Genomic DNA, 14502 nt, shown 5'->3' with positions numbered 1-14502 from the left:
ATGGCTATAACGAACACTAATTGAGCATGGAATTTTAAGAGATGAAAGCATCAAGTTACGTCAAAAAAATTATCGACTTCGATGACAACACGCTAAAAATATATGCTCGTCTTTGGCAATTCGAAACATGGCTGCGGCGTATGGTATACGTTGAGAGACGTGCGCAAGAAGGTGATGCTTGGTCTGTTGGTCTAAAGTCAACATCTGATATTCAGAGCGAAGACAAAGCCTTTACCCACATGGAAACACCCGAAACCAATGATCTGAGCTACGCTCAACTATGGCAGTTGTTGGAACTGATCGATCAAAACTGGAGGCTATTTGAAAAGTATTTTCCACCCAAAAAGGTGTGGAAGGCGAAGGCGAGCGAGATATATCAAATTCGAAACAGGATCGCTCACTTTAGATCCACTCACTCTGATGATCTGCAGCGTATCGAGAGCTTTCTGCGAGATATAGATAAGGGATTTTGGAGTTTCTGCACCAGCTTCAATGATATTCAACCGGCTTTGCCTCCAGATTCCGATGCCGTAACGAAGCATTTTCTCCACTTGGACCCACTTCCGTGGGGTGAGGTCAACCCGAAAGAGTGGGCTCGCATCGGAATAGTGGACAAGACGATGGTGGTCGGAGTTCAAGTCAACAAGAGTTACCGCCCGTGGTTCGATAAAAACTCTGAAGTCAAAGAGGGGAGTGGGGTGCTCTATGATGTGACTCTAATGTCTTTTGATCGGAAATTCGACTTCCAACGACTGTTGCAAAGCACTAAGCGCCTACATAGACACTTCGTTACAATTGAATGTGATGCAAATTGCTCCGCAGTGCGGATTGTTCTTCCGTGTGTAGAGGGGGCTGATAAGGCTATTGAGTTGATCACAGAAACGGAGAGATGGGCTCGAAACGCAGTGGGAAGATATCCAGCGGCGGGCGATGTGAAGTCCATAGCCACACAATGGCCGGAATACGTTCTCGCGCCAGATGACCCTCTGACATTTTTGTGTCCCGATATGCCTTGTTCCTTCTTCAATGTGTGAGCTGCGCTTTCCCGCTTCCTCTAACGCTGACCGAGTTGCGTCGCATCATTTCTGTGCGCTTTATCTACTCCTCGCCGCTATATTTTGCTTCTCGGCGATGCTGGTCCGGCCACCGCTATCGGCCTGTTGTTAGATCTGGCCCGTAGGGAGCTTTTCATGAATGTCCGCAATGGGCCGGCCTCGGACGCAGCTCAATAGTTTCCTTCGAACATCATCCGTAAATCATGGTCATGCTGCAAAATGGCATCTATCAAAGAGAGCGCGTTTCCGACCAATTCGTCGTTTCGATCTTTATCTGGGTCACCGCTCTTGCCTCCGTGGAAGAGGTTGTTTCTGACTCGTCGAAGAGAGCCTATTAACTCCTGGACGTTTGAAACTGCGCCTACCTGCTCCCAATTCAGGTAGCCTTGCCCGTCGACGATTTGCCGCTTTGGCGGCGTCTGGAGCAGAACGTTCACGTTACCCGCCGCCTTCATCGCATCAAAAAACGGTGCGCCAAGACTTTTATTGGCAAACCTGTCCCAATCAACCTCAGCGTTCTGGTTTCTTTCGGTTTTACAATAGCCGATTTCTTTGAGGCCAAATTCAAGGCGCATCATGACTTTGAAGAGCAGGTCGGCTCCTGCCGGGTGTTCATCGGTCTTCGAATAGTTCACCTCAACACCCGCCAAAATCGTCGCCTCCTGCTGGACGTTAACCATCGTTGTTTGCTTCACTACAGGTAGCATTCAATGTCCGCTTCCGGCAAGCTGCCCTGCGGCAAAGAGGCTGATATGAGCGGCCGCTTTGGGCCGTTAGCGACGGGAGGAACCTTGCTGCACGCGCGAACTTAGCGTGGCAAACCGCAGTGATTAGGGCTCCTTGCTGCCCTTCGCTGACTGGCGAGGCCAGGCGTCCAGAAACCGCCGGAACGAGCAGCCGCTATGCCGGACAAAATGAACTTTCGCTGCGGCTTGGCCAATGGCTACTTTTGGGTGCACGTCAAAACGGTGGTTTTCGCAGATGACCGAAACCAATCGGCTTCGGCAAACAGTCACACGAGCGCCATGCTCCACTTTGCTGTGAGCGCAGCGCTTCCCGCTTGAATTGTTTTGATATTAGCATTAAGCTAGCTGGCGTTGTTAACAGTTTTTTATGTTGCCATGAAACCATCTCCGGAAGATGCGCTGGATCGCGGGAAACGATCGGACGAGACGTTCTTTCAGTGGTTCTCCCGCATTTCTGGACAAGACTTAAATGCAGGCGACCGGGAAAAATTGCGCGGCTATTTTGCAAGCCGTGGTCCCGACTGGTTCGGCGAACTTTGGAGCGCATGGCATGATTTCCACGAGAATTACGCAGGGTTTGCTATTCCCGATCTCAGCGGCGAGCGGAGCCGGCCTGCAGAGTCTGGGCGCGCGACTCCGCGCCGACCATTTGTTTGGAACCAGCTCGGCACAGCGGGCCCCAGCAGCGGCCAAGGTGGCCTCGATGCCCGTTTCGCCTTCTTCGGCCCCCTGTTCTATCCCGGTATTGTCTTCACCGATGCAGTCGCCGTTCCGAGCGAAATCTGCAAATCCCTAACCAAGGAAGAACTGCAACATCATCACAGCAGAGCCCATTTCCTTGAATTTGTCGATCTGCTCATCGACTATTCGCCGCTTTTCGGCACCGGCCAGATGGCTGTGATGTCCGAGCGCACAGCATTTGGCGCGGTGCAACCACCTTATCCGCATCAAAATCCTTGGAAAAGCGAGTTCATCGAGCAAGATGTTCTGAACCGCACGATGGATGGTACGCTGTCAGAGGATGATCGTCGGGCGGCAGCGGGGATACCCTGGATACACGGCAATCTGGCGCTTGCCGAGGCGCATGACCTTGATCCGATGTTTGTAGAGGACGATTTTCGGAAGGTCGCGCTCGCCTTTGACTACCTTGCCGAGGCGGCTTTCGCAGGAAATCCGCGTGACGTGTTCGCTGAACTCGTCCTTCCCCCGAAATTTCTGTTCCAGTTTATCCCAGAGCAGGAGCCCCGGACCAAGCGCGAGGCCGCCGAGATTTTGGTCGGCTTGATCGACGACGAGTATTGGGGCCGGGTCCGCGAGATCATGCGCGATGCAGCGGCTGCGTCCAGTCGCGGCGACTACATCCAGCATATTCAGGACGGAATGCACGAACTGTCAGCCAATCAAAGGACGCCGCCACCGGCTCATATCAGTCTGTCTACCGACTTTGCGCAAAATTATGCAGGATCGGCGGCGACTTGGCTTTCAATTTCCGCAGCCTCCTATGTCGGACTTGACTGGTTGAACCAGTACATGAATTCGAATGTCGGCGCGAATCTACTATACTCGGCCGGAACGGCGACTGTCTTGAACACTGTCGCCAACAAGCTAGTAGCTCGCGTCCAGCGCCGCCGCCACGTCGGGCCGGACGTTCTTAACTTTGTGTCGAAAGTGGTAGGCGACCCGACGCAAGAGCAGCGGGAGCGAGACGTTGCAGCAAGGAAATATATGCGGAACCTGCGCCGTCCGCCAGAGACCTGAAATCCTCGGACCACCTATCTGTGGTGTTGACCGTACAGTGATTTCGGTGAATTCATGATACGACTGGTCTTCCAGCAAGGTAGGGTACCCTAGTAAACCCGAGAAAGGAAAAGGCCCAGCATGAGCTGATCGAGAAGGTCGCTTGACCAACACCACATAGAAAAACCAATGCGCCACTTACGGTCGTTTTCGGGTTTGACACTGCAGTGACCGTCGTCGGTGACAAATCCTATGCCACCAACCCTTGGCAAAACTCCGCTTCATTTCGGCATGTATTTCAACTTGTCCGAAGAAGCCGACGTTCTTCCGAAGCGCGGCATTTTGAAGTTTGGGCTCTCCTGACACCTTCGCTGCGATCTGCACCAAGGGCCGGTCTGGGGTGGATCGACTTTCGCTGCGTGTCCCGTGAACTAGCAGTGGGCCGGACTTTGCCGCCGTTGCCTTTCCGGGTGTTTGCTGACGCAGCATCTACTCGCAGACGGGGCACGTTCACCGCTTCGTTGCAGGCGATGTCACCAGACCAGTCATTCAAAGTCACATAGATGCCCAAATCTCAAACCGTCCTTTCGTTGCATCCAGGGTCGATCACCAAGGAGTCGGACGGAGCCGCTTTTTCGCTCTTGCAGCTATTGCTGACGCAGAAAATCATCTCCCCCGCAGCGCTGAATTTTCGACAGCGCTGCAAGTTTTTCGCTTGCTGTCATTCGGGTCCGCGAATTTCGGCAGAGCTCGACCGCTCATTTGCTGCAGTCAGGTTACTCAGATCAGCCAGGGCATCAGCAGCGTAGCGAGGCTGAGAACAAAGAAGAAGCCGGCCATGTCGGTGATCGTGGTTAAAAGCGGGCCGCTTGCCGCGGCGGGGTCCTGGCCCAGCCGTTTCAGAAACAGCGGCACCACCCCGCCTATGGACACTGCCAGCATGGTGTTCAGGGCCAGCGCGACGCCGATTACGATACCCAAGGCCGGATTACCCTTCCATAGCCAGGCGACAAGGCCGATCAGGATGCCAAGCGCAATTCCGTTGATAACCCCGACCGAGATCTCCTTGAGCCAGACCCGGGCAGCATCCATCGGCCGCACCAGGCCAAGACTTAGTTCGCGCATGGTAACGCCGACGGCCTGGTTGCCGGAGCAGCCGCTCATGTCGGAGACCATCGGCAGGAAAATGGCCAGAGCGATCACCGCCGCAAGCGTCTCCTCATAGGCGGAAATCACGCTGGCCGCGATGATGTTCAGGACGATGTTTGCTGCCAGCCACGCGAGCCGCCGCCGCGACCGCAGCATCAGCGGCATCGAGCGCAGTTCATCGCCAACAACACCCTGGCGTTTCAGGCTTTCGCTTTCCGACCGTTCCAGGGTGGCTTCGGCCACGGCCGAGCGGGAGACAACGCCGGCCAACGTGCCATCGGCATCGACAACCGGCACCCCGAGGAAGGGATGCTCGCCGAACACATCCTCAAGCTCTTCCAGCCGCATATCCAGCGGCACCGTCAGCGGCGGCACCATGATGGCGGTCAGCTTTTCGCTGCGCTTGGCGGTCAGCAGGCTGCGCAGCGAGACCACGCCCACCGCCCGGTTGTCCTGGTCGACAATATATGGGTGCTGTCCGCGGTAGCGCTCAAAATCGTCGTCGTCCGACGCCAGATAACGCAGGACATTGCCCACGGTCTGGGTGTCGCTGAACCGGAACACCTCTGTCATCATCAGGCCGCCCGCGGTGTCGTCCTCATAGGTGCTGAGAAGGCGAACGTCCGCGGCTTCTTCCTCGTCCATTTCGGATAGGATTGCCTCGGCGTCGGTTTCATCCAGCTCGCCGATGACATCTGCCTGGATGTCGGAATCGAGCTGTTCCAGGATTTCGGCGGCACGTTCCGGCTCGAGCCGCTCGACCAGCTCGACCGCCATCTCGTTTGGTGCTTCTTCGACCAGACCCGCCGCCAGACCAACCGGCACGATCTCCAGAACGGTGTCCCGCTCAGCCGGGGACAGCAGCAGGAGCTCGCGGAGGGCTTCGCTGCTGCTCAGCGGATCCAGAAGGTCCTCCAGCTCCGACGCACTGGACTGCCCGACGGCATCCCGGATGCGCTGCGAGAGGTTGCCGTCTTCCAGCAGAATCTCTGTTTTCCCGTCCATCGCTCCGTCCCTCCGATCTGGTTGCTATCCCACTATGAAAGTTAGGCTCTTTTTCTCGGCCAATAGACGCCAATCATTGATACGTGCACGTTCAGCGCTGCACGGGCGCGTCAAATGATTTCATCTTCATAAAACATCGGATCATCCGTAAGCTGAGAATTTAGATCCTCGACGGCATCTTCCGCTTGAACCAAAGATCTGACCCGGCCGAGGTGAAAAACTGCATCCCCTTCGTTGACAATCGGCATCACGGCACGGCCGACAATGATGCCGGAGAATGGTGCCTCGATATGCTGCTCTTCTTCGCCAAAGGGGTCTGAAATCGTGGCTAGCAAATCGCCTGCACGAACCAGTTCCCCATCAGCTTTGTAGCTTCGGATAAGGCCGCCCATCGGCGCGCACAGCCACTTGCTTGAGGGGCAGAATTGCGCGGCGGCCTTGGGTTTGGATACCCCCTTGGCCGGGATCATTGCCAAGTGGCGCATGACCCGAAGAATTCCAGCAACGCCAGCCCGGACCGAGAATTCATCGAATCTCAGGCCTTCTCCTGCTTCAAACAGCAAAATATCTTTTCCAGCGTCTTTCGCCGCCTGCCGGAGCGATCCGTCCCTCAGGGCAGACCGCATAACAATCGGCGCACCAAACACCTGGGCGAGGTTTTCCATTTTTGTGTCGTCAGGCGAGATACGCACTTGCGGGTAGTTTGTGCGGTGTATGGCCGCTGAATGGAGATCAATGCCCAGATCCGACTTCTCCAGGATTTCAGACATGAACTTGTGGGCCAGCCGCGAGGCAAGCGAACCGCCAGCGCTTCCCGGGAAGACTCTGTTCAGGTCCCGGCGGTCAGGTAAATAACGGGAGTGGTTGATAAAGCCGAAAGTATTCACAATCGGCACTGCCAGAAGGGTGCCTTTGAGCTTGGACAGGCCCGGCGTGTTCAAAACACGCCGGATGATTTCCACTCCGATCACCTCGTCACCATGAATTCCACCGCTCACGAACAGGGTTGGCCCAAGGCGTCTGCCGTGCAGAACATGCACCGACATAGTTACCGGGGTATGGTCGGACAGCACGCTGACAGGAAGATCGACCGTTTGACGGGTGCCCGCGGCGATCCGGTAATCTCCGATGCAGAAATCAGCGCGCGGCATTATCCCTTGCCTTTCGTCTTGGTAGCGCCCTTTCTGGCATTCTTTTCAAGGTACTCAATCATCATGCCCGCGATATCCAGGCCAGTGGCCTTCTCCACGCCCTCAAGACCCGGCGATGAGTTCACTTCCATGATGACAGGGCCGTGATTAGCCCGGAGCATGTCGACGCCGCAGGCATTCAGCCCCATGGTCTTGGCGGCGCGGACCGCTGTTGCGCGTTCTTCGGCCGAAAGCTTCACCAGTTGCGCAGAGCCGCCGCGGTGCAGGTTCGACCGGAATTCGCCCTCGGCGCCCGTACGCTTCATAGCTGCGACAACTTTCCCGCCCACGACGATTGCGCGGATGTCTGTGCCGCCAGCTTCCTTGATGAATTCCTGCATCAGGATGTTCACACCTGCGCCGCGGAACGCTTCCACCACCGATTTGGCGGACCGGTTTGTATCGGCCAGAACCACGCCGATCCCCTGAGTCCCTTCAAGGAGTTTGATAACGATAGGTGCCCCGCCCGCCAGTGCAAGCACCTCTTCGGTCTGCTTCGGGTCATGGGCGAAGGTGGTGACCGGGAGGCCGATCCCGTCACGGGCCATCAATTGCATCGAGCGGAGCTTGTCCCGCGATCTGCCGATAGCGACGCTTTCATTCAGAGGATAAACACCCATCATCTCAAACTGGCGTAAAACTGCTGTACCATAAAATGTTACGGACGCTCCGATCCGCGGGATGACTGCGTCATACCCGGTGAGCTTTTCGCCGTTGTGGTAAATCTCAGGCTTGCGCGAGGCGATGTTCATATAGCAGCGCAGAGTGTCGATGATGTCGAGCGTGTGACCGCGCACTTCAGCGGCCTCTTTCAGCCGCTGATGCGAGTAGAGTTTGGAGTTGCGCGCCAGCATAGCGATTTTCATTTCGGGGACTCCTTGTTGTTACTATGAGGGCAATTTCAGAAAGGCGGGTGGAGGATCAGCTGTCCCGGCAATAGGGCACACCGCGCCCGGAGATCATGCCAAGGCTTGCACAGGCGCGGAGCACCTGGTGGTAGCTGCGCCTGATGATCGTCTCATCTGCTTTCTCTGTGTCTGAGAACGGCAGCACCATCGTCCGGTCGATTTCTCCAAGAACCGACACCGAAGGCAGATCGCTCAGCAAATTGTCCAAGGCGCTGGTTCGGATCAGCACAAGGCTTCCCCGCATCCAAGGCAACGTCGGGATCGACAGCAGCCGGTCAAATACGTGCTCAGAGGACGGGCAGATCCCCGCGACGACCAATTGCGGGCCGGCTGAAGCGCCAACAAGGCGGTAGCCAATGACCGTGCCTTTCGCCGTTGCAGTCAAGGCCTCGATGTAGCCGAAATCTGCTTGCGCCAGCTTCTTCCAATTCGACATGGGAAAGCCCTTCCGCATTGGATGTTTAGAAAAGGGGGCGGATTGCTCCGCCCCAAGTTTTCGAGGGCAAAATGGCTTCGTTCAGAAGCCGTAGACCAGGGACACACCAAGCTTGTTGTCGGTGCTCTTCAGGCCCGGCAGCGGGTCGCTGTCCCACTCGGTGCGGTAGGAGACGCGGGTCGAGAGGCGGTCCGTCATCTTGAAGTTCACGCCCAGGTCATTGGTCACAACGGTGTCTTCGTCCGAGAACAGCACATCGGTGTCCATGGTCAGGTTCACGGTCTCGTTGATGGCCAAATAGTAGCGCGACGCTGCAATGCCTGCGAATTCGGTGCTGTCATTGCCCAGCTGGTCCTCGATGTAGCGCACGCCCGGGCCCGCCTGGATCCGCCAGGTCTGGTCCTGAGTGTTGATCACCCGGTAGCCGGGGCCGAAGCCAATGAAGCCGTCTAGACGGTTGGAGTCGAAATCGTCGTAGCGCACCGATCCCAGACCGAAGAGGTAGAACTGCTCGGTCAGATAGCGGTTCACGTCATAGGTGACGAAGATCTCTTCCTTGTTGCGCACGTCATTGTCTTCGGAGAATTCACCCGCGAAGCCAAAGGTGTGGTTCCAGGGGCCGTTGCCATAACGGAGGCGCCCTGCGAAATCGAGGTCGGCAGTGTCTGTGTTGCCTGAAGTGCCGGAGAAACCAAGCGAGGCGCTGCCGGTCCAGCCCTGAGCGTACTGGTTGGTGCCAAAGCGGTCCTTGTCGCTGCCTTCCGCCAGTTCATCACCAACATCTTCCTGAATATCGTCGATGCGGTCGTCCAGATCCTCGATCCCGACGATTGCGCCCTGCGCGAAAACAGGAGCAGCCACCAGAAGAGCCAGGACCGACGCGGCCAGAGTATTGCGTTTTTTCATGGGTCTATCCTTTCCCAACAATGTGACCCGTCCCGAAAGAGCGGGGGCATCTCTGCCAAGACTGGAGATAGGAAACCCGATAAGATTAGTGAAATTCGAAATAATTGATGATAAAACGATTTTTACTCACGCAAAAGCTCGTCTTCAATATTTCCAAGCACTTCGACAGTGTGCCCGGCGCTGATATCGCAAAGCTCGGCGAGGACGGCGTTTTGATCGGCGTCGATCTGTGACTGGATTGCAACAAGAGTGGCCTCCGCGGTTGCGCGGACTTCCTGATCAAGGTCGTCGCGCCAGATCGACCAAACCGGGTACGGAAACATCGGAGCGTCAGGAACCAGATGCAGCCTGCCGTCATCCAAGTATTTCTTGATATAGCGTGCAGGCAGGTAGGCGGCGGCCTGTCTCGAAACGATATAATCGGCCGCCATAGCGCCAAGCGACAACGTAAGGCCGGGGTTTGTCAAATCCGGCAGCTCAAGCGCGTGGGCATGGACAAATTCCGGGCCCCAATCAACAAAAACATAGTGCGGAACGATATCGTCAAATGCCGCGGGCCAAGAGGCGGCAAGAACCAGGTCCTCTTCAATCACCTTGTGCGCTGACAGGCCGGGACGCAGCTGCGGATTGTACATCAGCCCGATCTGCACAACGCCCTCGATGAGAAACCGCATGATCCGGTCGGGCATGCCAAGCTCCGCCCGGATGTTCAAAGTTGGCATTTCCTGCTGCATGATATCGATCCAGCGGAATCCCAGCCGGGGCCACAGCGAATACTGGGCGCCGACAGTCAGGGATTTGGTATAGCCTTCCGGCACGCCCACTTGCTGGCGTGCCTCTTCCCAGATCTTGATCAGAGATAGTGCATAGCGCTCGAATTCCCGGCCTGCAGAGGTCAGCTCTGCACCCGCCTTGGAGCGGGTGAAAAGCGGTTTGCCCAATGCGTCCTCCAAACGCTGCACCCGCAAGCTGACCGCGGACTGTGTGACAAACAGCCGTTCGCTGGCGTTTACGAAAGATCCGGTAGCAGCAACTTCGAGAAAGGTTCGGACCAGGCTGATGTCCATCACAGTACCCATAAGCTAAACTTGCGATAAGCATATTTCTTATTCGTTTTTCTGCTCTCAAGAAACCCTCTAATTAAAAGCCGTGCAGGCGGACCAAAGCTACTGAAGTGCCGCTGAATAGCATGACGGGGACGATGCCCCAACGCACTGGCCCCAAGATGCGCTTTCACATGCAGCAAACCCTCTTGTTGGGAAAAGGAGACAAAAATGAAACTTGACGCTGTTCGCAAGATGACCATCGCAGCTCTGATCTCCGCGGGTGCCGTTTTGTCCGCCTGTTCGACTGATCAGGCGATCGACAACACAGTCGGCATCGCCGCTGGGACAGGCAAAGTCGTTGCCAAAGGCGCAGTCGGTGCAGGGAAACTGGCCTACCGGGGCGGTAAAGCTCTTGTCGGGGCTGGAGAGTGAGCACACGGTTTAAATAGCGACATTGACAGATTCCCGGCGCCTGTGAGGTCTCTTCCTTGCAGGCGCTATTGCGTATTATCATCCAGATATGCCGGTTTTGTCTCGCGCATCGGACACTGCCAATCGAGGTATCGCCGTTCCGTGCCTGAAGGCCCGCAATTCCTTCTGCAATGCAGCGAGTAGTTTTCGGCGGCGCAGCGGGCCTTCGAGCGGCGAGCGTGCGCCGCAAGGTTTTGGAACTTCCGGGTTGGGCTCCTTGCTGCCCTTCGCTGACTGGCGAGGCCAGGCGTCCAGAAACCGCCGGAACGAGCAGCCGCTATCGGGACTATGCGGCCGTTCGCTGCGGACGCAGCTTTGGCCGTCAGGCACGGTCACAATGCGCAGTAAGTGTACCTTGCAAAGTCTCACGGACAGCTCAATCCCGATCGATGGTTAGTGATTCCGATGATGCGGAGAGGCCCAAATTTTTTCTGCCATTCGCTGCGACTTCGAGATTTGGCGATGTTGGAACTTATAGGGTGTGGTTGGCGAAGACTAGGAATATGGCCGGGCCATGCAGAAAGGGGTAGCGGTATAGGTCAGTTTCGCAGTACTCGTTTGGCGATAGTCGAGGTTACAGAAGAGCCAACTTCATAATGAACATTTATACTCGCGGTTCTGCCAAAATTGAACATTTCGAAAGTAAAGAAGTATTCGAAATCTACGAAGACGAATTGGATTGGAAAGCTGTTGGCGGAAGCGACCGAGGTATGGGCCAGGAAAATATCTACGAAGCTGTTGTGGACCATGATGATCTGGGTGAATTACGTTGGTCAATTTCTGAATATCCTTTGGGGGTCGAGAATTTCTCTGATACAGATGTCGGCGCACATCGAATAGTTTCAGATTTTGATTACGGGTTGGAGAATGAACCTGACAATTGGGGCGATCAAGATGCTGCATTCAATAATTCGATAACTTCCGAAAAAATGGTGGAGTGGTTCCACCGGTTTCATGAAGACCCTCAGAACGAGACCCCCTACGATAGCGAAAAGGGGAAGTATTTTTTCCCTTATGGCGGACCGTACGATGCGTCCGAAGTGCTTCAGAGTGAATTCGGAAGCAAGGTGGATCACGCGGAAATTGAGAAAGCCGTCACGGAAATCGAAAAGGAAGGGACATTTGAATGGGCTCCCTCAAATCGTCATCCAGACCAAATTGCAACGGCTCGTGAATACGAAGAGCAATTGCAAGAGCAAGACAGATTCGAGCGCCGCAAAGGATCTGGATTCAATGTTTCCAGGGAGGCAAAAGAAATTATTTTAAACAGCCGAAGTTTCGCACTTGGGTTGGCGCATCTTTTTAAAACTGCCAGGGGAGAGTTTTCGTTTGCGCTTTTTGGTCGTTGGGGGAGTGGGAAAACTACAATTTCAGGCTTGGTGTCCGAATTTCTACTAAACCCAACAGAATACGAGAAAGAACTCCAAAAAGCTTACGGCCCTGATGTAAAGGATGAGCAGAAACTGGAATACGCCATCGTAAACTTCAATGCGTGGAAATACCGACAAAAACCAGAGATCTGGGTTTATCTATACGAGAGCTTCTTGGAAACCTTTTTGAAGGTGGGGTATGTTGCGAGGGTTTTGAGAACTATTCGTGTCGCCATACATAAGCACGGTGTCATTCCGTCTTCGTTCGGCCTAGTACTCCTTGCGCTCTCGACTTTCCCCCTTATGTGGATAACAAGTATATTCCCATATGCGAAAGCCGTTTTTGGTGTCACGGGCATTATCGGGCTGGCGTTATTGGCTTACAATTGGAATGCGTCACTTCGAAAACTATACGATCGGTATGGAATTGTAACTTCACATCAAGAGCACCTTGGAATGCAATCTGTTATAGGTGAAGATCTGAAGACGCTCATTTCCTCTCAAGTAACTGAAAAACAATTTAAGCAATGGGAGCAAGCCGCCCTAATCTTGGCAACCGCGATCGTCTCATTGCTTTGGTTTCTAATAACCTGCTTCAATAGCAGTGATTTTCAATCTGCCCTTCCTTCGTTAGTGGCTTGGTTAATTTGGACCCTAATCGCAGCAACCTTTTGCTGGTCAACGGTGTCCAGCTCCGATCGTATTGATCGAATTCTGTTAGTTGTGGATGATCTTGATCGGTGCCCTCAAGAGGAAATCCTAGAGCTAATTGATGGCATCAAGCTGATGGTTGACGATGGTCAGATCGGCAACTTTGTTCAACCTCTGATACTGGTTGATAACTCAATTCTACGCGAGGCGGTTAGAAACCGTTTAGAGAAAAGTTTGCGCCCACCAGAAAATGGAGAAGCCAATTCAAGCGAAAACTTAGATCATTTGAAAAAGTTGAATGATCTTGAACTTAGGATTGTTGAACACATTGAGAAGGTGTTCTTGTGCCACGTTCACGTTCCGAAAACTACTGAAAGTGATGTAAACGATCTAGTGCTCATGTACGCCAAAGAATTTGGAGCGGAACAAGAGAAAGACCACACTGGAGGCCCGTTTCAGAGGCCTCCCCTTCCTAAGCATACTTCCTCTCCACCTTCATCTTTAAGAGAACAGTCAGATACTGTTGAGCTTGTGCTGTCTATTGCTGAGGTTAACTCGATTCAAGCTGCACTGAGCTCGTATTGCAGCAGGTATAATACAACAATAACGCCTCGAATGGTGAGGGCATTTTTCTTTAAATATCAAATTGTGCGAATGATCCTGCATATCGGCAGGAAAGACTTCAAACATCAGGATCTGGCGGAGGAGTTGGCGACTGCGGTTGCAGGTTCTAACGGATTTTGTACAAAGGAATATGCAAAGCCTGACAGCAATTTGACTGACTACATTTCTTTAGCCGTCTAATGGCTTCATGCACGACCTTAGTGCAGAAAACTAAGCCGATGGTCAACGGCAGTTTTTGATTGTGACCGCCATGCTGCGGCAGCAAAGTAGCTGACCTGGGCAACGGCGGCAGTGGGCTCAAACCGTACCACTGCAGCGGTGCGACCGTAGGTCTGGTCTGGATTGGCGAACGGCAAGTGCCGCCCGCCAAGGTGGTTCAAATGTCGATTTGCTCGGCGATGCTCAACGCATCTTCAAGTTCGACACCAAGATATCTGACAGTGCTGTCAACCTTAGTGTGTCCGAGCAACAGTTGAACCGCTCTGAGATTTCCGGTTTTGCGGTAGATCTCCGCCGCCTTGGTCCGGCGCAGCGAATGGGTGCCGTAGCCGCTGGGTTCCAACCCAATCGCAGCCACCCAATCCCGCACAAGTCGGCCATATTGGCGGGTTGAGATATGTAGGCGGTCATGAAACCGGCTAGGAAACATGAAACGGCAGCCGATCATTTCCGGCGACTTGATCCATGCGGTAATGGTATCCCGCGTGTTTTCAGAGAGTTCGAACTGAACGGGTCGCCGGGTTTTGCTCTGGATCACAGACACCCTCTCGCGAACGCGGTCATCTCTGACCAAATCGCTGACGGACAGTTTCACCAAATCGCATCCGCGAAGCTTGCTATCAATCGCCACGTTTAACAGCGTGAGATCACGCAGATTCCTGGCCAATTCGAGCCGCGCGCGGATTGCCCACACTTGTTTCGGCAACAGCGGCCTTTTCTGGCCGACGACCCGGCCCTTGTTCCAGGCTTTTCGTTTCGGGGTGACTGCGGGAAGTTGGACTCTTGGCATATTGGCCCCTCCAATCCTCCCGCCAAGCCCAGACATCAGCACCGCGCTGACACTTGAATTTTACTGTTGGTTTGAATGACCGTTGTCCGATTGCTTGTTCTTCGGGAAACGTTACGGGTGCATTGGGTTGCTCTGAGCCCATACAGGACCTTCAACAGGCTTCTGAGCTATGCTTGTGCAGCATATCGATCCGTAGTCC

General features: G+C 54.4%; 12 protein-coding genes. 4 read left to right on the top strand and 8 right to left on the bottom strand.

The genetic code is table 11. From position 1 onward, the window contains the following. Positions 1-41: 41 nt before the first annotated feature. A complete protein-coding gene (locus tag ACXAED_RS10850) occupies positions 42-1034 on the top strand; it encodes a Swt1 family HEPN domain-containing protein (protein WP_475049565.1) in 993 nt (330 codons plus the stop codon). 191 nt (positions 1035-1225) lie between these two features. Here the strand turns inward: ACXAED_RS10850 and ACXAED_RS10845 are convergent, their stop codons facing one another. Further along, complete coding sequence (locus ACXAED_RS10845; protein ID WP_475049562.1) at positions 1226-1735, bottom strand: hypothetical protein; 510 nt, start codon at positions 1733-1735, stop codon at positions 1226-1228. Positions 1736-2176: 441 nt separating this feature from the next. On the opposite strand from ACXAED_RS10845, the gene ACXAED_RS10840 reads away from it, so the two are divergent. After that, positions 2177-3559, top strand: coding sequence for a hypothetical protein (locus ACXAED_RS10840; RefSeq protein ID WP_475049560.1), 1383 nt, complete (start codon positions 2177-2179; stop codon positions 3557-3559). Positions 3560-4318: 759 nt separating this feature from the next. On the opposite strand, the gene mgtE is transcribed toward ACXAED_RS10840, so the two are convergent. From mgtE to ACXAED_RS10810, 6 genes are all read right to left on the bottom strand, one after another. Further along, on the bottom strand, positions 4319-5692 hold the full coding sequence (gene mgtE, locus ACXAED_RS10835) for a magnesium transporter (protein ID WP_475049558.1): 1374 nt from the start codon (positions 5690-5692) through the stop codon (positions 4319-4321). 110 nt (positions 5693-5802) lie between these two features. After that, positions 5803-6843 carry a succinylglutamate desuccinylase/aspartoacylase family protein gene (locus tag ACXAED_RS10830; protein WP_475049556.1) on the bottom strand — a complete coding sequence of 347 codons (1041 nt, stop codon included), beginning with the start codon at positions 6841-6843 and terminating at the stop codon, positions 5803-5805. Beyond that, positions 6843-7748, bottom strand: a complete 906-nt coding sequence (gene rimK / locus ACXAED_RS10825) for a 30S ribosomal protein S6--L-glutamate ligase (RefSeq protein WP_475049555.1) — start codon at positions 7746-7748, stop codon at positions 6843-6845. The genes ACXAED_RS10830 and rimK overlap by 1 nt, the downstream gene beginning before the upstream one ends. 55 nt (positions 7749-7803) lie before the next feature. Continuing rightward, on the bottom strand, positions 7804-8226 hold the full coding sequence (locus tag ACXAED_RS10820; RefSeq protein WP_475049554.1) for a hypothetical protein: 423 nt from the start codon (positions 8224-8226) through the stop codon (positions 7804-7806). An 81-nt stretch (positions 8227-8307) separates the two neighbouring features. After that, positions 8308-9132 (bottom strand): DUF481 domain-containing protein, encoded by an 825-nt coding sequence (locus ACXAED_RS10815; protein ID WP_475049551.1) that lies wholly within the window; start codon positions 9130-9132, stop codon positions 8308-8310. 122 nt (positions 9133-9254) lie between these two features. After that, positions 9255-10199 (bottom strand): LysR family transcriptional regulator, encoded by a 945-nt coding sequence (locus tag ACXAED_RS10810; RefSeq protein ID WP_475049549.1) that lies wholly within the window; start codon positions 10197-10199, stop codon positions 9255-9257. 207 nt (positions 10200-10406) lie between these two features. Here ACXAED_RS10810 and ACXAED_RS10805 point away from each other — a divergent pair, with 207 nt between their 5' ends. Both ACXAED_RS10805 and ACXAED_RS10800 read left to right on the top strand, forming a co-directional pair. Further along, a complete protein-coding gene (locus ACXAED_RS10805) occupies positions 10407-10610 on the top strand; it encodes a hypothetical protein (RefSeq protein ID WP_475049547.1) in 204 nt (67 codons plus the stop codon). Positions 10611-11245: 635 nt separating this feature from the next. Further along, positions 11246-13474: a P-loop NTPase fold protein gene (locus ACXAED_RS10800; protein WP_475049545.1), complete on the top strand. Its 2229-nt coding sequence runs from the start codon at positions 11246-11248 to the stop codon at positions 13472-13474. 196 nt (positions 13475-13670) lie between these two features. Here the strand turns inward: ACXAED_RS10800 and ACXAED_RS10795 are convergent, their stop codons facing one another. Next, positions 13671-14303: a tyrosine-type recombinase/integrase gene (locus ACXAED_RS10795; RefSeq protein ID WP_475049544.1), complete on the bottom strand. Its 633-nt coding sequence runs from the start codon at positions 14301-14303 to the stop codon at positions 13671-13673. Positions 14304-14502: the final 199 nt, after the last annotated feature.

Source organism: Leisingera sp. ABM4_103, from assembly GCF_056158685.1.
Note: the sequence above shows the minus strand (reverse complement) of the source record. Positions and strands in the feature narration are given on the sequence as shown.

Excerpts from the sequence above, each read along its gene's own strand:
- ACXAED_RS10845 (WP_475049562.1), bottom strand. The coding sequence starts at position 1,735 with ATGGTTAACGTCCAGCAGGAGGCGACGATTTTGGCGGGTGTTGAGGTG.
- ACXAED_RS10810 (WP_475049549.1), bottom strand. The coding sequence starts at position 10,199 with ATGGACATCAGCCTGGTCCGAACCTTTCTCGAAGTTGCTGCTACCGGA.
- ACXAED_RS10820 (WP_475049554.1), bottom strand. The coding sequence starts at position 8,226 with ATGTCGAATTGGAAGAAGCTGGCGCAAGCAGATTTCGGCTACATCGAG.
- ACXAED_RS10805 (WP_475049547.1), top strand. The coding sequence starts at position 10,407 with ATGAAACTTGACGCTGTTCGCAAGATGACCATCGCAGCTCTGATCTCC.
- ACXAED_RS10815 (WP_475049551.1), bottom strand. The coding sequence starts at position 9,132 with ATGAAAAAACGCAATACTCTGGCCGCGTCGGTCCTGGCTCTTCTGGTG.
- ACXAED_RS10795 (WP_475049544.1), bottom strand. The coding sequence starts at position 14,303 with ATGCCAAGAGTCCAACTTCCCGCAGTCACCCCGAAACGAAAAGCCTGG.
- ACXAED_RS10800 (WP_475049545.1), top strand. The coding sequence starts at position 11,246 with ATGAACATTTATACTCGCGGTTCTGCCAAAATTGAACATTTCGAAAGT.
- mgtE (WP_475049558.1), bottom strand. The coding sequence starts at position 5,692 with ATGGACGGGAAAACAGAGATTCTGCTGGAAGACGGCAACCTCTCGCAG.
- ACXAED_RS10840 (WP_475049560.1), top strand. The coding sequence starts at position 2,177 with ATGAAACCATCTCCGGAAGATGCGCTGGATCGCGGGAAACGATCGGAC.
- ACXAED_RS10830 (WP_475049556.1), bottom strand. The coding sequence starts at position 6,843 with ATGCCGCGCGCTGATTTCTGCATCGGAGATTACCGGATCGCCGCGGGC.
- ACXAED_RS10850 (WP_475049565.1), top strand. The coding sequence starts at position 42 with ATGAAAGCATCAAGTTACGTCAAAAAAATTATCGACTTCGATGACAAC.
- rimK (WP_475049555.1), bottom strand. The coding sequence starts at position 7,748 with ATGAAAATCGCTATGCTGGCGCGCAACTCCAAACTCTACTCGCATCAG.